Source organism: Kitasatospora sp. NPDC087314, from assembly GCF_044744365.1.
In the GTDB taxonomy this organism is placed as follows: Bacteria; Actinomycetota; Actinomycetes; order Streptomycetales; family Streptomycetaceae; genus Kitasatospora.
In genome coordinates this window covers 318536-339391 of sequence record NZ_JBIUYE010000008.1, presented here as the reverse complement: position 1 = coordinate 339391, position 20856 = coordinate 318536, and the positions used below count along the sequence as shown (strand labels likewise).

General features: G+C 70.4%; 16 protein-coding genes. 10 read left to right on the top strand and 6 right to left on the bottom strand.

The window, feature by feature from the left end; all coding sequences use genetic code 11:
• Positions 1 to 24 precede the first annotated feature (24 nt).
• A complete protein-coding gene (locus tag ACIO5E_RS20015; RefSeq protein WP_400669457.1) occupies positions 25 to 3348 on the top strand; it encodes an amino acid adenylation domain-containing protein in 3324 nt (1107 codons plus the stop codon).
• Positions 3349 to 3533: 185 nt separating this feature from the next.
• Here the strand turns inward: ACIO5E_RS20015 and ACIO5E_RS20010 are convergent, their stop codons facing one another.
• Positions 3534 to 4637 carry a ParB N-terminal domain-containing protein gene (locus tag ACIO5E_RS20010; RefSeq protein WP_400669454.1) on the bottom strand — a complete coding sequence of 368 codons (1104 nt, stop codon included), beginning with the start codon at positions 4635 to 4637 and terminating at the stop codon, positions 3534 to 3536.
• A gap of 53 nt (positions 4638 to 4690) precedes the next feature.
• Complete coding sequence (locus ACIO5E_RS20005) at positions 4691 to 5443, bottom strand: leucyl/phenylalanyl-tRNA--protein transferase (protein WP_400669452.1); 753 nt, start codon at positions 5441 to 5443, stop codon at positions 4691 to 4693.
• An 83-nt stretch (positions 5444 to 5526) separates the two neighbouring features.
• Here ACIO5E_RS20005 and ACIO5E_RS20000 point away from each other — a divergent pair, with 83 nt between their 5' ends.
• Genes ACIO5E_RS20000 through ACIO5E_RS19990 form a run of 3 tightly spaced genes read left to right on the top strand, consistent with a single transcriptional unit; the run spans position 5527 to position 8573 of the window.
• The gene (locus ACIO5E_RS20000) at positions 5527 to 6318 is read left to right on the top strand and encodes a thioesterase II family protein (RefSeq protein WP_400669449.1); all 792 of its coding nucleotides are present in this window, start codon (positions 5527 to 5529) and stop codon (positions 6316 to 6318) included.
• 15 nt (positions 6319 to 6333) lie between these two features.
• Positions 6334 to 7344 carry a fatty acid desaturase gene (locus ACIO5E_RS19995; protein WP_400669447.1) on the top strand — a complete coding sequence of 337 codons (1011 nt, stop codon included), beginning with the start codon at positions 6334 to 6336 and terminating at the stop codon, positions 7342 to 7344.
• Complete coding sequence (locus ACIO5E_RS19990) at positions 7341 to 8573, top strand: acetyl-CoA carboxylase biotin carboxylase subunit family protein (RefSeq protein WP_400669445.1); 1233 nt, start codon at positions 7341 to 7343, stop codon at positions 8571 to 8573. The genes ACIO5E_RS19995 and ACIO5E_RS19990 overlap by 4 nt, the downstream gene beginning before the upstream one ends.
• Here ACIO5E_RS19990 and ACIO5E_RS19985 read toward each other — a convergent pair.
• The 4 genes from ACIO5E_RS19985 to ACIO5E_RS19970 all read right to left on the bottom strand — a co-directional run bounded on the left by ACIO5E_RS19985 (position 8560) and on the right by ACIO5E_RS19970 (position 13855).
• Complete coding sequence (locus tag ACIO5E_RS19985; protein WP_400669443.1) at positions 8560 to 8703, bottom strand: hypothetical protein; 144 nt, start codon at positions 8701 to 8703, stop codon at positions 8560 to 8562. The genes ACIO5E_RS19990 and ACIO5E_RS19985 overlap by 14 nt on opposite strands.
• A 36-nt stretch (positions 8704 to 8739) precedes the next feature.
• The gene (locus ACIO5E_RS19980; protein ID WP_400669441.1) at positions 8740 to 10575 is read right to left on the bottom strand and encodes a carbamoyltransferase; all 1836 of its coding nucleotides are present in this window, start codon (positions 10573 to 10575) and stop codon (positions 8740 to 8742) included.
• Positions 10568 to 12715: an iron-containing redox enzyme family protein gene (locus ACIO5E_RS19975; RefSeq protein WP_400669439.1), complete on the bottom strand. Its 2148-nt coding sequence runs from the start codon at positions 12713 to 12715 to the stop codon at positions 10568 to 10570. The genes ACIO5E_RS19980 and ACIO5E_RS19975 overlap by 8 nt, the downstream gene beginning before the upstream one ends.
• A 102-nt stretch (positions 12716 to 12817) precedes the next feature.
• A complete protein-coding gene (locus tag ACIO5E_RS19970; RefSeq protein ID WP_400669438.1) occupies positions 12818 to 13855 on the bottom strand; it encodes an Inducer of phenazine A in 1038 nt (345 codons plus the stop codon).
• Positions 13856 to 14065: 210 nt separating this feature from the next.
• On the opposite strand from ACIO5E_RS19970, the gene ACIO5E_RS19965 reads away from it, so the two are divergent.
• The 6 genes from ACIO5E_RS19965 to ACIO5E_RS19940 all read left to right on the top strand — a co-directional run bounded on the left by ACIO5E_RS19965 (position 14066) and on the right by ACIO5E_RS19940 (position 20787).
• A complete protein-coding gene (locus tag ACIO5E_RS19965; protein ID WP_400669436.1) occupies positions 14066 to 14560 on the top strand; it encodes a GNAT family N-acetyltransferase in 495 nt (164 codons plus the stop codon).
• Positions 14561 to 15076: 516 nt separating this feature from the next.
• The gene (locus tag ACIO5E_RS19960; protein WP_400669433.1) at positions 15077 to 16042 is read left to right on the top strand and encodes a fatty acid desaturase family protein; all 966 of its coding nucleotides are present in this window, start codon (positions 15077 to 15079) and stop codon (positions 16040 to 16042) included.
• 30 nt (positions 16043 to 16072) lie between these two features.
• Positions 16073 to 17836 (top strand): SidA/IucD/PvdA family monooxygenase, encoded by a 1764-nt coding sequence (locus tag ACIO5E_RS19955; RefSeq protein WP_400669431.1) that lies wholly within the window; start codon positions 16073 to 16075, stop codon positions 17834 to 17836.
• On the top strand, positions 17833 to 18039 hold the full coding sequence (locus tag ACIO5E_RS19950; protein WP_400669428.1) for an MbtH family protein: 207 nt from the start codon (positions 17833 to 17835) through the stop codon (positions 18037 to 18039). Before ACIO5E_RS19955 ends, ACIO5E_RS19950 begins: the two co-directional genes overlap by 4 nt.
• On the top strand, positions 18036 to 19712 hold the full coding sequence (locus tag ACIO5E_RS19945; RefSeq protein WP_400669425.1) for a carbamoyltransferase N-terminal domain-containing protein: 1677 nt from the start codon (positions 18036 to 18038) through the stop codon (positions 19710 to 19712). Before ACIO5E_RS19950 ends, ACIO5E_RS19945 begins: the two co-directional genes overlap by 4 nt.
• Positions 19705 to 20787, top strand: coding sequence for an amidinotransferase (locus ACIO5E_RS19940; protein ID WP_400669422.1), 1083 nt, complete (start codon positions 19705 to 19707; stop codon positions 20785 to 20787). Before ACIO5E_RS19945 ends, ACIO5E_RS19940 begins: the two co-directional genes overlap by 8 nt.
• Positions 20788 to 20856 lie beyond the last annotated feature (69 nt).

Genomic DNA, 20856 nt, shown 5'->3' with positions numbered 1-20856 from the left:
CGGTCCGCCGAGAAGAGGCAGCCCGTGATCCCGATCTCCGACTTCCTGGAAGAACTGCGCGTGGCCGGCGTACAACTCTGGCTTCAGGAAGGCAGGTTGCGCTATCGGCCGGCCGGGGCGCTCGACGCCGAACGGCTGGCGGTGCTTCGCGAGCGGCGCGACGAGGTGATCGCCACCATGCTCGCCGACCCGGCCCCGGCCCCAGCTGCCCGGCCGGACGTCATCCCGCTCTCCGACCACCAGCAGGGCATGTGGTTCCTCGAGCAGATGGGCGTGCTGGGCGCGGCGTACAACCAGACGGCGTTGCACCGCATCACCGGCGACCTGGATGTGGCGGCGTTGCGGTCGGCGATCGCCGAGATCATGCGACGGCACGAGATCCTGCGCACGGCGTTCCCGGCGCGCGACGGCATCGGCGTGCAGGTCGTGGAGCCGCCCGGTGATCCTCGCTTCACCTTTCTCGACATGTCCGAGCTGTCCGCCGCCGAGCAGCAACGGTGGCTGGACCAGCGGAAGCGGATGTACGCCGAGTACCGGTTCGACATCTCCGTGGCGCAGAACTTCCGGACCGAGCTGATCCGTTTCTCGCCGGCCGAGCACGTGCTGGTCTTCCGTTCGTACCATCTGGTGCTCGACGGCCCCTCGCACACCAACCTCTACCAGGAACTGCGCACGTTCTACCGGGCGTACCGGACCGACACCCCGGCCGAAGTGCCCGAACTGAGCATGCAGTACGCCGACTACGCCCTGTGGCAGAACAGCCGGGACGCCGCCGAGACGAAGCGGCACATGGACTACTGGACGCAGCGACTGGCCGGCGCACCGCACATCTTCGACCTGCCGACCGACCGGCTCCGCGTGGCCACCGCCGAACTCGACGGCGATGCGGTCGAGGTGCCGGTGCCCGCCGATGTGGCCGAAGGGCTGCGCCGACTGGCCCGGCAGGAGGGCGCCACGCTGTTCATGGTGCTGCTGGCGGCCTTTCACACGCTGCTGTACCGGTGGAGCGGCCAGACCGACGTGAGCGTCGGGATGATCGTCGACGGGCGGGCGCGCCCGGAGGTCGAGGCCAACATCGGCCACTTCGTCAACCCGGTCGTCCTGCGGGCCGACCTGGCCGGGCGGCCGACCTTCGCCGGGCTGCTCGGCCAGCTCCAACCGCTGCTGCTGGAGGCATACGAGCACCGGCACGCGCCGTTCGACCGCCTGGTGGCGGAACTCCGGCCGCAGCGGGACCTGGCGGTGCAGCCGCTGTTCCAGGTGCTGTTCACCTACCTGAGGGCCGAGCCGTTCGACATGCTCGACGGGCTGACCGTCACCCCGATCGAGCCGGACGAGCGCAAGGCGATGTTCGACCTCACGCTCTTCGCTCAAGAGAGCGAGACGGGGGAGTTGAGCGTCGGGCTGGAGTACCAGACCGCGCTGTTCGAGCGCGCGACCATGCAGCGCCTGGCCGGCTACCTGGTCACCCTGCTCGCCGGGGTGGCCACCACGCCGGACGTGCCGATCGACGATCTGCCCCTGATGTCGGCCGGAGAGCGGCACGAGGTGCTCGAACTCTGGAACGGCACGGTCACCCGGTACGACGACGACGTCTGCCTGCACCAGTTGGTCGAGCGGCAGGTCGCCGCCACACCGACCGCCGTCGCGGCGGTGTTCGACGGCCGGGAACTGACCTACCGTGAACTGGACGAGCAGGCGAACGCCCTGGCCTGGCAGTTGCGGGAGCTGGGCGTCGGCCCCGACGAGCGGGTCGGCATCGCACTGCGGCGCTCGCTCGACCTGGTGGTCGCCAACCTGGCGGTGCTCAAGGCGGGCGGTGCCTGCGTCCCGATCGACCCGTCCTATCCGGACGCCCGCCAGCAGCTGATCGCGCAGGACGCGGCGCTGCGCCTGGTGATCGGCCCGGCCGACGGTGAGGCCGGCCCGGACGGCTCCGCGCCGGTACTGGCGTTCAGCCCTTCGGCCGCCGCCACCGGCCCGGCGAGCCTGGCCGACCCGGCCAACATCGCCTGGGTGCTCTACACGTCCGGGTCCACCGGCCGGCCCAAGGGCGTGGCCATGTCACACCGGGCACTGCTCAACCAGGTGCGGTGGCAGCAGCGCCAGGGCCCCGGTGGCCGCGGGCGGACCCTGCAGTGGGCGGCGCTCAGCTTCGACATCTTCTATCAAGAGATGCTGACCACGCTGGCTGTGGGCGAGACGCTGGTCCTGGTCGAGGAGGAGGTCCGGCACGACTTCGAGCGTCTGCTCGACGTCATCGAGACGCAGCGCATCGAGCGGGTCTTCATGCCGTTCGTGGCTCTGCAGGGCATGGCCGAGCTGGCCGTGCGCCTCGACCGGTTCCCGCCGTCGCTGCGCGCGGTGCTCACGGCCGGCGAGCAGTTGCAGGCCACCCCGGCGATCCGGGAGTTCTTCACTCGGCTGCCCGACTGCACGCTGTTCAACCAGTACGGGCCGATCGAGGTACACCTGGCCACTTCGCACCAGCTCGGCGGGGACCCCGCGCAGTGGCAGGCATTGCCGCCGATCGGCCGGCCCTTCGACAACGCCCGGGCGTACGTTCTCGATGCCGAGCTGCGGCCGGTGCCGCCGGGGGTGGCCGGCGAGCTGTTCGTCGGCGGCACCCCGCTGGCCCGCGGATACCTGGGCCGCCCGGACCTGACGGCGGAGCGGTTCCTGCCCGACCCGTTCCGCGACGGGGCCCGGATGTACCGCACCGGCGACAAGGTCCGCTGGAACGCCGCCGGGCAGCTGGAGTTCCTCGGCCGGTTCGACGACCAGGTGAAGATACGAGGGTTCCGGGTGGAGGTCGCCGAGATCGAGGCCGTCCTCAGCGGCCACCCGCAGGTGCTGGAGTGCGCCGTCGCCGCCCATCGGTACGGCGTCGGCGACCGGCGCCTGGTCGCGTACGTCGTGCCGGACGCGCAGGCCCCGTCGCCCCCCGCCGAGCTGCGTGCCTTCCTTGCCGACAGGCTGCCGGACTACATGGTGCCGGCGGCCTATCTGACGGTGACGGAACTGCCGTGTACGCCGAGCGGGAAGCTCAGCCGCGCACTGTTGCCACGGCCGGACGACGAGACGGAGTGGGCAGGGGCGGCCGAGTACGAGCCGCCGGGTACACCGCTGGAGGAGCGCATCGCCGCGATCTGGACGGAGGTGCTGGCCGTGCCGCGGGTCGGTGTGCGGGACAACTTCTTCGAACTGGGCGGCCACTCGCTGCTGGCGGTCGCGGTCGTCAACAAGGTCGGGGACCTCGTCGGGCGCACAGTCGCTCTGCGTACGCTCTTCGAGACGCCGACCGTGGCCGGCCTCGCCACCCGCCTGAGCGAGCCGGACCGGAGCTGAGCGGCCGAAGCGGCGGACCCCTCCGTTCTGCCGGCCTTGAGTCGTCCCGGTCTGGGTGCACTCGGACCGGATCGGGCCGCGACCGGGGAGTACACGGGCAACAGCGCAGCAACGCCCTGCTGAAAATGCATGAGAACGGGCCGGTGTCCTGGTGGACACCGGCCCGTTGCGTTCCTGCCGAGGTCTCAGCCGGACAGTCCGCCGACGGCGGTGTTGCCGTGCTCGTCCTCGAGCCCCATCGCGAGCTGGACCCAGGCCGCCGCGCAGGACCTCGCCAGTGACCCGAGATTGAGCCGCGAGTGCGGCGGGATGTGGCTCAGCGTCAGTGGGATCTCGTCGGGCACCAGCACCCGCGGCCCCAGCCAGCGCAGCAGCACCCGGCCGGACTCGGTGTAACGCAGTGACGGATCCCGTTGGATGCTGTCCAGCAGCGACCGCAGTTCCTGGGAGGGGTCGGCCTCCGGCAGTTTCACCGTCATCTGCCGGTCCTCGTCGCGGTCGATACGTTCCGGCCGGGTCCGCCGGTCCAGCACTGGGTCCTCGCCGGCCCGCAGACGCGCCCGGACACTGCGCGCGGTCTCCACCGAGATGCCGGCCTCCTGAGCGATCCGGCGCAGCGTCGCCTCCGGATGCACGGCGATCAGCTCGGCCGCGGCTTGCCGGCCGGCCGCCCCGTTGATCGGCCGTACCCGGCCGTCACGGCCGATGCGCGCCTCGACCGGCGGGCTGTCGATCCCGCGGCGCAGCGAGCCCACGGTCTTCGCGGCGAGCCCGGCGGTGAAGGCGATCGACCGGTCTGACAGCTGCGGGTGGCTCTGGATGATCCGGACCGCGGCGGCGCGCCGATCGGCGAGCGTCAACGGCCTGCCGTGCGACACGTTGAGCCGGACGGCGACCAGGAACGCCTCGTGACTGTCGCCGTCGAACATCTGTGCGCTGATCTCCTGCTCGCCGCGCAGGCGGGCGGCGGTGAGCCGGTGCATGCCGTCGATGACGCGCATGGTCGCGCGGTGCACCACGATCGGTGGCAGGTCCGCCTCCATCTCCGCCAGCGAGCTCGCGTACTCCAGGTCCACGCCCGCGGATCGCGGCGAGTCGGCATCGTGGATGGCGGAGAGGGGCAGCTGCACGACTGCGTCGTCCCCGTCGGAAAGCGGCTGTGTGCACGGCTGCACACCGGTGGAGGTCGCGGTTTCGAGTGTGGATCTAGAGGTGTTGACCGGCACTGGTTCAGCTCCGTTTCTGTCACGGCCCCGATGGTCGAACGAAGACACACGGTCCTCGTTCATCCTGACCACGTGGCCGGACGCACGGCACTCACCTGTTTTGGGGGCAACGCCCGCTAACCGGGCGTGCGGAGGAACCCCAGGCGCCGTACCGGCTCCACGCCGCCGGCCATACGTACCGGATCGCTGCCGCGGGCCAGGGCCGCCAGGAACTCGTGGCGCGGCAGCGGCCCCGCGCCGAGCTGCCGGCTCCGCTCGCTGTCCCACTCGACGTCCAGCAGCGTCACGCCGGCGCCGGCCAGCCGGTGCTCCATGTCGAGCAGCGCCACCTTCGACGCGTTGCTGCGCCGGTGGAAGCAGGTGTCCAGGACGAACACCTCCCCGGTGCCGATGCCGATGGCACCGCCCACCAGCTCTTCGTCCTCCCACACTTCGACGCTGTGCGCCCAGCCCTGCCGGTTGAGCTCGATCATGCACTCGCACAGCTCGGTGGTCAGCCACTCGGGGAGGCGGTCCCGGCGGCACTCGGCGAGCACCCGGGCGAAGTCCTGGTTAGTCGTGGTGGTCCAGGTCAGTCGGTTGCGCAACAGCTTCATCAGGCTGCGCGCCTTGGTCAACCCGCCGTACGGTATGACCGGCCGTGGACCCGGGGACCACCAGACCAGCGCGTACGGGTCGGGCAGCGGCGAGTCGAGCACCACCGTCCTCCCGGACTCCACCGACTCCTCGTACAGGGCGTGATTCACCTCGATGTCGGCCGCCGTCGCGGCCGGCATCGGGAACGTGCCGTGCCGGTAGCCGCCGAGAACGGTGGCCGGGTCGAGCTCCCCACCGATCGCGATCGGCGCGTCGGCCGGGGCACTATCCATCGCAAATCCGTCCCAGACGCACCCCTCGCAAAGAATCACATGCAGATTCTGGCCTCAGACCCGCAACTGACGGGAGTCCCTCGATGACCGCACCCTCGACATTGGGCAGCACCGGCGCATCCGCGCGCTGGCTGCGCCGGCCCCGGCCACGCCAGGACCCGTCCGCACGCCTCGTGTGTCTGCCGCACGCCGGCGGCACGGCCAGCGTCTACAGCCCGTGGACCGACCGGCTGCCGACCGGGATCGAGCTGATCGGAGTGCAGTACCCGGGCCGCCAGGACCGGCTGGCCGAGCCGTTGATGTCGTCGGTCCCGCAGATCGCCGATGCTGTGGCCTCGGCGCTGGCGCCGTACACCGACCGGCCCCTGTTCCTGTTCGGGCACAGCATGGGCAGCCTCGTCGCCTACGAGGTCGCGATCCGCATGGAGGCCGGTCCGGGGCCGGATCCGGCCGGTCTGTTCGTCTCCGGCCAGCTCGCCCCGCAGCGGTCCGCGCCACCGAAGGGGGCGCTCGACGACGCCACCGTCGAGGCCGAGGCCCGGGAGTCCGGCTGGACCGATCCGGTGGTGTTCGACCACCCAGAACTGCGCGAGCTGGTGCTGCCGGCGCTGCTGGCCGACGTCCGGGCGTCCCTCACGTACCACCGCGAGGAACCGGTACGGCTGAGGTCCCCGATCGCCGCCTACGGGGGTCTCGGCGACGGCGGTGACGTGCCGGGTGAACTGGCCGCCTGGGGTGAGGTGACCTCAGGCAGCGCCGTGTGGCGGGCGTTCGACGGCGACCACTTCTACCTCCGGCCTCAGGAGGCCGACCTGGTTGCCGACATAGTGACCCGGATGTCTGACTGGGGAGAGCCGCCGGTTGGACATAACTGAGTGAGGAGAAGGACCGTGGCCGATTCTGATCTAGCCGAGCGGTACCGCTTCGCGCCGGACATCATGGTCGAGGTCCGGGCCGCGTCTCGGCCGGACAACTGGCACGGTCCGCTAGAAGCCGTCACGCACTGGGCCTGGATGGCGTTCTGGTGCGCGGCCTCGGTGCTGTCGTGGCAGCGCGCACCCTGGTGGCTGGCGCTGCCGGTGTACCTCGTGGCGGTGTTCTTCATCGGCGGCCGGCAGCGTGGCATCGCCGGCATGCTCCACATGGCGACACACCGGGTGTTCATGGCCAACCACCGGGTCGGCAGCGTGATCGGGGCGGTTCTCGGCGGATACCCCGTGCTGCAGAGCTACACCGGCTACCGGGCCTCGCACCTCGGTGAGCACCACGGCCGGCTGGGCGACCCGGACCGCGACCCGGACTACCAGCAGTACCGGGACAACGCGCTGTGCGGGGACAACCTGAGCCGCAAGGCGCTGCGCCGGTACCTGCGCACGGTGGTGACGCCGAAGGCGACCGCCTCGTACGTGGTCTACCTGCTGCGGCACCGCATCGTGGCGGCGGGGGAGCAGCCCGCCGAGCGGGCGTTGCGGGTGGTCCTGCTGGCGGGGGTGCTCATCTGGGCCGTCCTGGGCGGCTGGTGGCTGTGGCTGGTGCTGCTCTGGTTCGTGCCGCTGGTCACCACACAGGTGTGGATCGGTGCGGTGTCCGAGTTGATGGAGCACTTCCCGCTGATCGAGACCGCGCCCCGGGTGGACATCTACATGTCCTGGAACCGGGTCTACGGATGGGGCACCCGGTTCCTGCTGGGAGAGATCGACGGTGAGGGCTTCCACCTGGTCCACCACCTGTTCCCGCGGACGCCGATGTGGCGGCTGCGCGAGGTCGACGCGATCCTGAGCCGCGACCCGGTGTACGCGGCACTGCCGCGGCTCGGCGGCGCCCTGGGCGGCCTGGAACAGATCTACCGTTCGCTGCCCGCGCACCGCGGGCAGGACTGCACCGAGAGGGTCGACGCATGACCGAGACGGTGGTCGTGGTCTACACGGCCGGAGCCGCCACCCCGCTCGAACTGGCCGCCGACGCGGAGGGCTACGACCTCCTGTTCGCGGTGCCCGTCGATGAGCTGACGGACGGACTGGCCGACCTGTTGGCGGCCATCGGTGACGTCGTCGACGTGACCGACGAGGTGGCCGGCGCCGCCGTGCTCGCGGCCCGCCGCCCGGCAGGCATCGTGGCCTTCTCCGACCGTGACCTGCCGCTCGCGGAGCGGCTGGCGTCCCGGCTCGGCCTGCGGTTCCACTCCCGGAGCACGGTGCTCGCCGCCACCGACAAGCACGTCCAGCGGCAGCGGTTCCGTGAGGCCGGGCTTCGAGTGCCGCGGTTCCGGCTGCTGACGCGGCCCGGACAGGCGGTGGATGCGCTCGCCGAGGTGGGCACGCCGGCAGTGCTCAAGCCGGTCCGGGGTGCGTCCAGTCGGCAGACGTATCGCCTGGACAGCCCGGAAGACGCGGTGCGGTACGCCGCCGACGTGTTCGCCTCGGGCGACGCCGACGAGTTCGTGGTCGAGGAGATGCTGGTCGGCTGCCCGTCGGTGGCCGGACCCGGCCTCGGCGACTACGTGTCGGTCGAGATGCTGTGGTGGCGCGGCACGGTCGCGTGCCAGGTGCTCAACTCACGGCTGCCGTTGCGGGAACCGTTCCGGGAGCAGGGCTTCTTCCTGCCCGGTCTGCTGCCCGCGCCGGTCGAGGCGGAGGTCCACGAGATCGCCGCGGCGGCCTGCCGGGCTCTCGGCGTGCAGGACGGCTGGGCGGACATCGAGCTGAAGCTGACCGCCGACGGGCCCGTGGTGATCGAGGTGAACGCCCGCCTCGGCGGCTACTCGGCCGCGCTGTTGCACCGGTCGTTCGGAATGGAGGCGGTCCGGCTCGCGTTCGACGTCGCCGTCGGCCGACAGCCGGTGGTGTCGCTGGGGGAGCCTGCCGCAGTCGCCTTCGGCTACCAGATCCTGCCGCCGGTCGGCGACTGGCGGTTGGCCTCCTGGGGCAACGTGGCCGACCTCGCCGAGCGTCCCGACATCCTCTCGGTCGTCCTGACCGCGGAGCCCGGTGACCGGGTCGACTGGCGGCTGGGCGGCCAGGGCACGCTCGGCGTGGTGGAGGGCCTGGCCGAGGGGCCGGACGAGGTGCTCACCGCGATGCGCGCCATCGAACGGACCATCGCCGACCAGGTGGTCTTCAGCCCCGCGTGAGCGGCCTCTCCCAGTAGCTCGGCCGGCGCCGGGACCTCGACCGGCGCATCGGATCGCGCAGGACCCGTAGAACCAGGCCCGCCGGGATCACGAGCAGGACGTACGCGACGGTGAGCAGGGCCTTGCGCATCAGGAATCCCTTCGTTGTGGGATGGACGGCCGTTGGTCAGTCGAGGGGAACCTCGGTACGCCAGTCCACGTCCTCTTTCCAGTCCGGCTGGTCGGACTTGTGCAGCAGGAACCCGCCGAGCACGAGCACGTCCATGTCGGTCCGCATGAAGCAGGTGTACGCCTCGTGCGGCGTGTTCACGATCGGCTCGCCGCGGACGTTGAACGACGTGTTCACCACGACGCTGCTGCCGGTCTCCCGCTTGAGTGCCGTGAGCAGGCGGTGATAGGCGGGGTTGTCCCGGGGCCCGACGGTCTGCACACGCGCCGAGTAGTCCACGTGCGTGACCGCCGGGACCACCGACCGGGTGACCTTGAGCCGATCGATGCCGGTCAGGTCGGAATCCGTCTCGACGGCGAGCCGGGCCGCCTCCGCGACCGGCGCGACCACGAGCATGTACGGACTGTCCTGGGGGAGGTCGAAGAACTCCTTGGCGTCCTCGGCCAGTACGGACGGCGCGAACGGCCGGAACGACTCCCGGAACTTGATCTTCAGGTTCATGACCGACTGGGTCCGCGGATCACGGGCGTCGCCCAGGATCGACCGCGATCCGAGCGCCCGCGGGCCGAACTCCATCCGGCCCTGGAACCAGCCCACGACCATCCCCGCCGCGATCGACTTCGCGACTTCGGCAGCCAGCTCCGCCGGTTCGAGGCGGCGGTGCGGGACGCCGGCGTCGGTCAGGTAGGCCGCGATCTCGTCGTCGTCGTACTCCGGTCCGAGCAGCGACCCGGACATCGCGTCGTGTCCGGTCCCTGCGTGGGCACGCCCGGCGCCCCGGTCCATCGCGACCGCGAGCGCCGCGCCCAGCGCGCCGCCGGCGTCGCCGGCCGCCGGCTGGACCCAGACCTCGTCGAACAGCGCGCCGGCGACGATCTTTCCGTTCGCCACGCAGTTCAGGGCCACGCCCCCGGCCAGGCACAGCCGCGACTCGCCGGTCAGCTCGCGGGCCGTGTGCGCGAGCTTGAGGACGACCTCCTCAGTGACCAGTTGCACGGACGCGGCCAGGTCGAACTCCCGCCGGGTCAGCTCGCCCTCGGGCTCTCGGCGCGGACCGCCGAACAGCGTCTCGAATCCGCGACCGGTCATCACCTGACCGCGCAGGAACTCGAAGTAGCGCATGTTCAGGCGGAACGACCCGTCCGGCTTGACGTCGATCAGCCGCTCGCGGATCAGGTTCGCGTACCGCGGTTCGCCGTAGGGCGCCAGGCCCATCAGCTTGTACTCGCCGGAGTCCACCTTGAATCCGCAGAAGTAGGTGAAGGCCGAGTAGAGCAGGCCGAGCGAGTGCGGGAAGCGGATCTCGGCCATCGGCCTCAACCGGGTGCCCTGCCCGTGCCAGATCGAGGTGGTCGCCCACTCGCCGACACCGTCTATGCACAGCACGGCGGCCGATTCGTACGGGCCGGCGAGGAACGCCGAGGCGGCGTGCGACTCGTGGTGCCGCCGGCAGATGATCTCCGGTACGCGTCCGCGGTCCAGTGCCTCGAGCTCGCGACGGACCACGTCGGCGACCCGCCGCTTCGACGACCACCAGCCGGGCAGGGTGTCGCGGAACGAGGCGAGCCCGAACGGGACCGCGCCGAGATAAGTCGCCAGGACACGGCGGAACTTGAGCACCGGGTCCTCGTAGTAGGCGATCGCCGACACGTCCGCGAGTGTGGCGCCGACCTCGTCCAGGCAGTAGCCGACGGCGTTGGCCGGGAACGCGGAATCGTGGCGGCGGCGGGTGAAACGCTCCTCCTGCGCGGCTGCCACGGGGCGGCCGTCGGACACCAGCGCCGCGGCACTGTCGTGGTAGTAGGCGGAGATACCGAGAATCAGGTCAGACATGTGCGGATGCCTCCACTCGGGCGCGACGGGCCGCGTTGCGGGCCCAGAATCCGGATGGCGGGTTCAGCGAGCGGTACCCGGCCCGGATCCGGTCCCACGCGTCCGTGCGAGCTGCCGGCGTCTGCTGCGCCAGATATCCGTCGACGGCGTCCGCCGCCCACGCGGAGTGTCCGGTCGCGACATTGTCGATGGTGTTGTGGACGTCGACGAACGTGGTGCTGAAGCCGTAGTGCTTGAGCGCATGCCGGGCACGGCGATAACTGCCGCCGACACCGGACAACTCCATGGCCAGATTCAGGCCGAGGATCTCCGGTTCGAACGTGCGCGGGAACCGGCCGATCGCCAGCCAGTAGACGGGCAGTTCGAACGACAGGTCCCGGATGGCCGGCCAGGCCGCGAACTCCGGCGACCGGGTCGGTGGCAGGTCGATGTCCATCTCCCGCAACAGGGTGCGGTAGATCAGCGGATGGTTCAGCTCCAGCTCGCCGTTGCCCAGTTCGTCCCAGTAGGTGTTGAACAGGAAGTGGCCGCGCTCGGCGGAGGCGAGCTGGTAGTCGGTGTGGCCGGCCAGCCAGGCGCCGTCGATCAGGGTGAGCGGTGCCAACTGCAGCGTCGAGTCGATCAGCTCGGCGCGGCTCGGCAGGGGATCGTCCGAGCCGTCCTGGAACTCGCTGTTGTGGAGGTCGTGCTGGTCGAGCAGCCACGGCCGCAGGCCGTCCGTCGGCGGCTCGGCCGGCAGCGACTGGGCCGCCTGCTTCATGCGGTGGCGGGAGCGGGCCAGCCACCCCTCGACGTGGCGCAGCGCATACCGCCGGGTAGCCGGCGTGATCGTACGTCGCAACAGCCGGGTGTACGCCTCCCGCAGGTCGGCGGGAGCGACGCCGTCGTCGCCCGTGGTGTCCGGGGCCGGGCGGAATCCGATGCTCCGGGACTGATGCGCGGCCGGCCGAAGCCGCCCACGCTCAGCCGGATCGGCCGGCAGCGCATCGATCCACCGATTGATGACGTCCAGGTCGTCGTCGGGGAACACCCGGAACATCCGGCCGTTCTCCGACACCAGTTCGCCGGTGAGCCGGCTCTCCCCGGACCGGCCCGGCCGCACGAGGCGGCTGTCGGCGAGCGCGGCCAGGAACGGAGCCGGGTCGGTACGGGCCTCGGTGAGCCACTGCTTCAGTGGTCGCCCGCGCATGACGAACCGGTCGTGATAGGTCGACGCCTCACGGGCCCGGGAGCGCATCAGCTCGGCCATCTCGAAGGACGGGTCGCGAGCGGCGTCGAGCTCCCGGTACGCCTCGTCGCTCCAGCGCCGCAGGGCGGCGAACGCCCAGGCGAAGCCGCGCTCGATCGCCGTCGTACCGGCCGCGCCGGCCGCCGCCGTGAACTCGGCCGCGACGGCTCGTGCGTCGTCGACCGCCGGCGCCCGGCGCGGGCTGCGTGCGCGGCCCGGGTCCAGCGCGGCCCAGTCCGCCGTGTCCGGACCTCGGGTCCGGACACCGGCGAGCGGGGGCAGCAGCCCGACGGCGCGCAAGCAGAGATCAAGACCGATGATCTCGCCCTGGTACGCGTCCGGGCGTCGGCTCATCGTCAGTGCGAGAGCCGGCAGGTAGAAGGACGGGTCGGCGATCCGGCGGTCGTGTGCCAGGCGGGCGGCCGGGCGCGCGTGCACGGCTACCCGGACGTGCCGCATCAGGGCGAGGTACGCGTCGCCACGGGAGTCGCCCGGATGCCCGGTGCCGACATCGGCCGCGAACAGCGCGAGCGCCCGCATGGTGACCGGTTCCTCGGCGTTGCCCGGCTCGCTCATCCACTGCAGCCAGGCGCCCGATACCGAGGCCAGCGGCGCGCAGGCGAGCACCGCCCGGCGGACGAGCACATCCGCACAGCCCTCGCGCTCCGCGGTGGCGAACAGCGCGGTGAAGCGCGCCCGTTCGGCCTCGGCCCAGGCGGCGGCTGCCGAGGGTTCGCACCGAGGATCGCCGTCGTGGCCGGCACGATCCAGCTCGTCGGTGATCGCGGGCCGCAGCGTGTCGGGCAGCGGCGTGTCCTCCGGGTCGCACGCCCGCGCGAACACCGTCCGGACCGGCAACGTCAGCCCGTCGTCGCCCATCGCCTGATCAGAACATCGGGTAGATGGAGGCATCGGCCTTCTTCTTCTTGCGGCGGCCGAACAACCTGGCCATCAGCGTACGCAGGAACGACACGGAGAGGTCACCTCAGTTCACTTCGGGTCGGCGTCCGGACGTCACGTCAGTTCGAGGCTCTCGGCGAGCACCTGCGCGACGGCGTCATTGCCCTGGTCGGTGTAGTGACCGCGGTCGACGAAGAGCCAGTCCGACGGCTTCACCACCGCGGAGAGCCGGGAGAGCGTGTCGACGAACGGGATGCCCTTGCGCGCGCACGCCTCGCCGAGGGCCTCGGCATAGGCGGCGCCCGTCGCGATGCTGCCGACGTCGCCGTAGCGCTCTTCCCAGGTCCCGTAGTCGGAGGCATTGTCGAACTCGTCGAAGAGCAGCTTCTCCTGCGGCGCCGGCGTCTCCCGCAGCCAGGTCGCGAGCGGCTGGAGGGCGAAGCTCACCCGGGCGCCGGTCGCGGCGGCCATCGCGAGCCAGCTATCGAGGTTCCGCAGCGTGACGTCGACAGCGGACTGGATCATGCCGGCCGTCGTCGGGCGGACTGCTGACGGCGTGACCGACTGCGCCGGTGGCCTCGGGCCGGTCCGCCACCGCTTGGTCTTGGCCGGCTCGGCGTACCGTGCGCGCAACTCCTGCATCTTCTCGAAGTACTCGTTGCAGAAGAAGAACGGCTCCTGGCCGCCGACGTCCACCCCGGTCAGCTGTCCCATGACCAGCGTGTTGAAGCCGCTGAGGATGACTATCTCGTCGATCGGCGGCAGCAGGTGCCGGTGGAGCATGAACAGCATCAACTCCTGGGTGGAGTTGAGGTACGGGGCGCCGAAGGTGAACCACGGCCTGCTCGGCGCGTGTTTCGACCAGAGCCGAGAGGCGATCGTGGCCGCGTCGCTCGTGGCGCCGTAACCCAGCGACACCGAACCACCCACGAGCAGCCGGACCGGCCCGTCGAGCCGGTCGCCGCCGACGGACCCCGGTCCGCTCGGGCCGTGCGAGATCCGGAATCCGAGCCGGTCGGTGTTGATGGCCGCCGACCGGAAGTTCGGCCTGTTGAAGTACATCAGATAGGGGAGGTACCTCATCTCCCCGCGATCGAGGAAATCGAGATAGTCGGAGAGCTGAGGCGTCAACAGCTCGGTTTGCCGCACCATTAAGACGACCTCCAATTGCCAGCAGGTGGCCCTCCGGCCGGAATCCCTTCGAAGCAACCTAATGCCGTGTCGGCCAGGCGGCGTGTCCCGTAAAAGGGCTGCGGGCCGCCGGCCGGTTTCCGGGGCTCCCGAAGTCACCCGTCCGGCGTGCTAGCCTCGGCTCGGCTCTGACGTGGAACGACCCGTCGTTCCGTCCGACACGGAGATGTGATGACTGACGACGTGACCAGGGACATCTCGCTGCGACCCCTGACCGAGGATGACGTTCCGGCGCTCTTCGACATCCAACTCGACGAGGAAGCCCAGCTGTTGGCGGCCTTCACCGACGCCAGGACAGCCCGCGACGCCGACGCCTTCCGGCAGAAGTATCGGAAGATCCTGGCCGACGACGCGATCGTCAACCGGGTCGTCGAGATCCACGGTGAGGTCGTCGGCAGCGTGGCCACCTTCCCGATCGAGGCCGACACCGAACTCACCTACTGGATCCGTAAGGACTGGTGGGGCCGCGGTGTGGCCACGGCGGCCGTCGCGGCGCTGCTCGACGAGGTGACGGAGCGGCCGATCCACGCCCGGGTCGTGGAGGACAACGCCGGCTCCGTCCGGGTGCTGGAACGCAATGGGTTCGTGCGCGTCGGCAGCGAGGACTCGTTCGCCCCCGGCCGTCAGGCCACCGTCACCGAGCTGATCTTCAAACTGGCCGACTGACGACCCGGTGCGCATCCGCGCAGACCGGGCCAGGACAACGACATCCGTGCGCCGCATGGTCCTATGACCGTGCGGCGCACGGCTTTTCGTGCACGGTTCTCCCGTTCCAAGTGCCGACTGTGAACAGTTGGACGCCGGGCACGGCCTCATGCCCCTTCGAAGTCGGGCGAGGTCGAGGCGCCCGCGGTGGCGTGAGTGGTGAACGCCCGGTCGACGACCGGCAATGAGGCGCCGTGGTCCCGGGCGGCCTGCACGATCGTGTGCCCGGCGTCGGCGCCGCCGTGTCGGCACCCCGGCCGTGCCGCCCGCCGTGCGAGGGTCCGCTCCAGCCAGGTGACCCGCTCGCCTTCGAAGAGCCGACATCGTTGACAGTTCCAGCCGTGGCTAGCGTCGTCACCGTATCCCGGGCTCTGTAACCCATGACCCGATTCCCGATGCTTGCGAATTCGCGCAGGGAATCGCTACTTCGGGGAATCACCGGGCAGGTCCACCACGCGTACGGAAGGTACTGGTGAAATGGTCGACGCCAAACCACGGCAGTTCTGGCGAAACAGTCCGGCCGACGCCATCCTGCTCGCAATCACGCTGACCCAGTTCGCCGGGACGATCGCGCTCGCCGCTCTGACACCGGACGGATTGTGGCCCAGGCTCGGCTCCGCGGCCCTGGTCACGGCCATGATGACGTACTCGATCATCGTGGTCACCCATCTGTTCGTCCATCAGCCCTGGTTCACCGACAGCCGCCTGAACGCCGTTCTGTCGTTGGTGAGTTCGGCGAACATCGCGCAGTCGGTGCAGGGCTACTACCTGACCCACGTGCGCAACCACCACCGGTACAACAACGACCGCAAGCGTGACGGGACCACCGCCGACATCACCTCCACCTACCGGTACAGCCGCGACGACGGGCACGCCCCGCTGTGGCGGTACCTGGTCGGCGGCCTGGCCTCCTCCGCCCAGGAGTGGGTGGCCACCTGGGCGATGCTGCGCCGGGGGTGCGCGGTCGGCCCGCAGGAGGCCACGCTGCAGGGGCTGGCCTCCCGGAACCCGAAGCGCCGGGTCGCCGAACTCAGCCAGATCAGGTACGACCGGCTCGCGTACCTCGCGTTCACGGTGCTGCTGGCCGTTCTGTCCTGGCAGTGGACCCTGCTGTGTTACCTGCCCTCGGTGGCGCTCGCGTTCACCCTGGTCAATGTCCAGAACTATTACCGGCACTTCGGCGCGGAGCCGGAGAGCCGGTACGCGAACTCGGTGAGCCACTACGGCCGGCTGTACAACCTGCTGACCTTCAACGACGGCTACCACCAGGAGCACCACCTGCGCCCCGCGACGCACTGGAGTCGGCTGCCCGTGGTCGCCGAGCAGTACCAGGAGCAGTTCGAGGAAGCCGGTCGCGTGGTCTCCCCGGTGCCGGCCCTGGTCGGCTTCCTGGACACGGGCCGCGTCGGCCATTGCCCGTCGGCGAAACCGTCCGTCGGATGAGCCGCTAAGCCGTCGAGGAAGGAACAGTACGTGAAGGATCTCGGCACGCGGGACGACCCGTACGACGTGATCGGTCTGGGTTTCGGACCGTCGAACATCGCGCTGGCGATCGCCGCTCAGGAGATCGCCCCCGATCGCAGCTGCCTCTTCTTGGAGCGCTCGCCGGACGTCTGCTGGCACGAGGGCATGCTCATCGACGGGGCGCGCATGCAGATCTCGTTCCTCAAGGACCTGGTGTCCCTGCGCAATCTCGCCAGCCCGTTCACCTTCCTGGCGTACCAGAAGGCCAAGGGGCGGCTGGAGAAGTTCATCAACCTCTCCGAGTTCCGGCCGACCCGGCTGGAGTTCCAGGACTACCTGCGGTGGGTCGGCAGTCAGTTCTCCGGCATGGTGCGGTACCGCTCCGCGGTCACCGCGGTGTCCCCGGTCCGCGGCGACGACGGCACGCTGTCGCTGCTGCGGGTGACGGCCACCGACACCGCCACCGGTGAGGTGGTCGAGTACCACGCCCGCAACGTGGTGCACGCGCTCGGCGGCCTGCCGAAGGTGCCCACCGGGGTGACGACCGGCCCGTCCGTGGTGCACTCCAGCGCGTTCCTGTCCAAGTTCCCGGGCGCCTTCACCGACCACGACCGGGACTGGGAGTTCGCGGTCGCCGGGGACGGGCAGAGCGCCGGCGAGATCACCCACTACCTGCTGGACCGCTACCGCAACTCGCGTGTCCACCTGGTCCTGCCCGGGTACTCGCTGAGCGCCACCGACAACAATCCGTTCGCCAACGAGCAGTTCTTCGAGGCGAACGCCGACGACTTCTACTCCCGCAGCGAGGAGAACCGGCGCGACTACGCCGCCCGGCTGCGCAACACCAACTACGCCGTGGTCGAGGCGGGTTTCCTCGACGACCTGTACCGCCTGGTCTACGCGGACGAGGTGCGCGGCCGGACCCGGCTCGTGGTGCACGACGGCTCCCGGTTGACCTCGGCCGACTCCGACGGCGCGGGAGTCCGGATCGGCGTGTACAGCCGCTTCGGTGCCGGATCCCACGAGTTGCGCACGGACGGACTGGTGCTGGCCACCGGTTACCGGCGGGACCTCGACGCGGAGATGTACCGGGCCGTCCTGCCGTACCTCGAAACCGACGACCACGGCCGGCCCGTGGTCTCCCAGGACCACCGGGTACGTTCTGCCGAGGAGTTGACCTGCGGACTGTACGTGCAGGGCCTTTCCGAGGCGACGCACGGGCTCGGTGAAACGCTGCTGTCGCTGCTGCCGTTCCGGTCCAAGCAGATCGTCACGGCCATCGCGAAGGACGGCGGTTCGATGACGCGGGCGTTCCCCGCCGCGCAGGACGACTTCGAGGCCCTGGTCGCGCAGATCCGGCAGTGTGATTCCGGCACCGTGATCAGCGCCGGACCTTCGGAGTTCCCGGTCGCGACCCGGCTGCCGCTGAACCTGGATCGGAACCGGGGTCGGCAGGGAGTCCTGTTCGGAGTGCTGGACCGGACGGATGCGGTGCCGCTGACCGACGGCGGCAAGGTGCTGGTGGTGTTCGACCCGGCGTCGGCCCGGCCGCCGGCCGGCCAGCCGATGTCGGTCAACGTCCGCGGGCACGTCCGGCTGGTGAGCGACCGGGAGCGGATCGCCGGACACCTGGCCCGGTTGGACCCGGCGGAGTCGGCCGGTTCGCCGGAGGCCACGGTCGGAATCGAGATCGAGATCGAGATGCTGTCCGGCCGCGTCCACCCGTCCCGGGAACAGCGCGCCGTACGAACCGAGAACGAGGGGCAGTCATGACCGACATCGATGAGACGTACGTAGTCGTGCGCAACGACGAGGAGCAGTACTCGATCTGGCGGTCGGACCGACCGGTGCCGGCCGGGTGGACCCCGGTCGGCGAGCCGGCGCCCCGGGAGGACTGTCTGGCCCGGATCGGCGAGTTGTGGACCGACATGCGGCCGGCCAGCCTGCGGGCGGCCATGAGCGGGTCCCAGCGGTGATCGTCTGCGGAATCAAGGTTTCCCATGACGGCGCGGTCTCCGTGCTCGACGGGCAGCGTCTGGTCTTCAGCGCCGAGATGGAGAAGCTCGGCAACGGCCGGCGCTACAGCGCGCTCGGCGACCTCGACCGGATCTCCGCCGTCCTGGCTGATCACGGGCTCGAAGTCGCCGACGTGGACCGCTTCGTGATCGATGGATGGTGGTCGGAGGGCGACGGACCGACCCTGATCGACACCCTGTCCGGTGGAAAGCCGGTCAGCGTCGCCACCGCGCCGTACGCCGCCGACCCGTTCGTCCCCGCCCTGCCGCCGCGGTACACGTTCGACGGCATCGCCGGCAGCCCGCTGGCCGGGGGATACAGCAGCTACCCGCACGTGAGCCACCATCTGTACGCCAGCTACTGCACCGGTCCGTTCGCCGGCCAGACCTCGCTGGGCCTGGTCTGGGACGGCGGCACGCTGCCCCGGCTGTACCTCGTGCGCCCCGGCCAACCCGTGACCGGCGAGTACCTGGGTCCGCTGTTCGGCCTGGTCGGCGACATGTTCACGTACTTCTGCCTGGCGCTGGAGCCGTTCCACCGGTCGCTGGACGGGCTCACCGAGGTCCAGATCGTCGAACACCATCTCGGCACGGCGGGCAAGGCGATGGCGTACGCCGGTCTGGGCGCCGTGGACGACGACGTGCTGGCAGTGCTCGACAAACTCGTCGCCGAGCTGGGCGCCGACTTGATGGGCCCGGAGGTCGGCACGATGCTGGCCGCCCGCTGCACCGAGCTCTTCCCGTCGCATTCGAGCGCCGACCTCATCGCTTCCTGCCAGGAGTTCATCGGTCGGACGCTGGTCGGCGCGCTCACCGACGCGGTGGCCCGGCTCGAACTGCCCGCTCCGCTGCCGATCTGCCTCGCCGGCGGATGTGCGCTCAACATCAAGTGGAACAGCATGATCCGCTCCAGCGGGCTGTTCACCGGTGTCTGGGTGCCGCCGTTCACCAACGACTCGGGTGCCGCCATCGGCACCGCCCTCTGCGAGGTGCTGAGCGGTGGGGGCGGGCCGGAGCTGGAGTGGAACGTCTACTCGGGGCCGGCCGTCACGCCGAGTCGGCCGGCACCCGGCTGGTCGGCTAGGCCGTGCGACGAGGCGCAGTTGGCCGCACTGCTGCACACCACCGGTGAGCCGGTGACGGTGGTCGACGGGCGGGCCGAACTCGGCCCGCGGGCACTCGGCAACCGCAGCATCATCGCCGCCCCGGTGGCGCCGGCCATGAAGGACGAGCTGAACCGGATCAAGCACCGGGAGCCGTACCGGCCGGTCGCGCCGATCTGCCTGGAGTCGGCGGCGTCGGCGGTCTTCGACCCCGGCGGCGCCGACCCGTACATGCTCTTCGACCACCGGCTGCGGCCCGGCTGGGCGGAGCGAGTGCCGGCCGTGCTGCACCTCGACGGGACGGCCCGGCTGCAGACCATCCGGCCGGACACACCGCACACCAGGGTCGGCCGGGTGCTCGAGGAGTACCACCGGATCAGCGGGATCCCCCTGTTGTGCAACACGAGCGCCAACCTGTCGGGGCACGGGTTCTTCCCCGACGTGGCCACCGCCACCGCCTGGGGCGGCACACCGTACGTGTGGTCCGGCGGAACCCTGTACACCGACGAACGGAGGACGAACAGTGTCTGAGCCAGAGGGGGCGACCGGGTCGCCGGTCCGTGCCTACAACGAGTGGGACCCGCTGGAGGAGGTCATCGTCGGCACCGTCGACGGTGCGCACTTCCCGCCGTACGACACCGTGACGGCCGCGCCGCTCTCGCCGGAACAGCGTGCGGTGTTCAGGGAGAACGCCGGCAAGCCGTTCCCGGCCGACCAGATCGCCGCGGCCCGCGACGAGCTCGACCAGCTCGTCGACATCCTCAAGAACCACGGCGTGCGGGTGCGCCGACCGGATCCGCGCGACCACGGCCAGTCGTACGGCGCGCCGGGCTGGACCAGCACCGGCCTCTACGACGCGATGCCGCGCGACCTGCTGCTGGTGATCGGCGAGCAGATCATCGAGGCGCCGATGGCCTGGCGGTCGCGCTACTTCGCCAGTTCCGCCTACCGGCCGCTGCTCAAGGAGTACTTCCGTGCGGGCGCCCGGTGGTCCGCCGGCCCGCGCCCGGAGCTCAGCGAGGAGTTGTACGTCGAGGGCTGGACCGACCAGCCGGACGGCGAGCCGTTCCGGTCGGTGATCACCGAGTTCGAACCGACCTTCGACGCAGCCGACTTCATCCGATGCGGCCGGGACATATTCGCGCAGCGCAGCCACGTCACCAACATGATGGGCATCGAGTGGGTGCGCCGGGAGATCGGCGACGAGTACCAGGTGCACGTGGTCGAGCTGGCAGACGATCATCCGATGCACATCGACGCGAGCCTGATGCCGCTCGCACCCGGCAAGCTGCTCATCCACCCCGACCGGGTGGTCGAGGTGCCACGCCAGTTCAAGGACTGGGAGATCCGCCGGGCACCGGATCCGGTCATCCCGGACGGTCACCCGCTGTACATGACCAGCAAGTGGATCAACATGAACATCCTGATGCTGGACGAGACCCACATGCTGGTCGAGGCCGAGGACCGGCCGATGCAGGAACTCGCCGAGAGTTGGGGCATCACGCCGATTCCCTGCCCGTTCCGGAACTTCAACACCTTCGGCGGCTCCTTCCACTGCGCCACCACGGACGTGCGCCGACGCGGTGAGCTGCAGTCCTACTTCTAAGTCCGGGACATCGTCTCGACGTCGGTCGGCGCATCCGAGCCTCTCCGACCGGGTTCGACCAACGAGAGC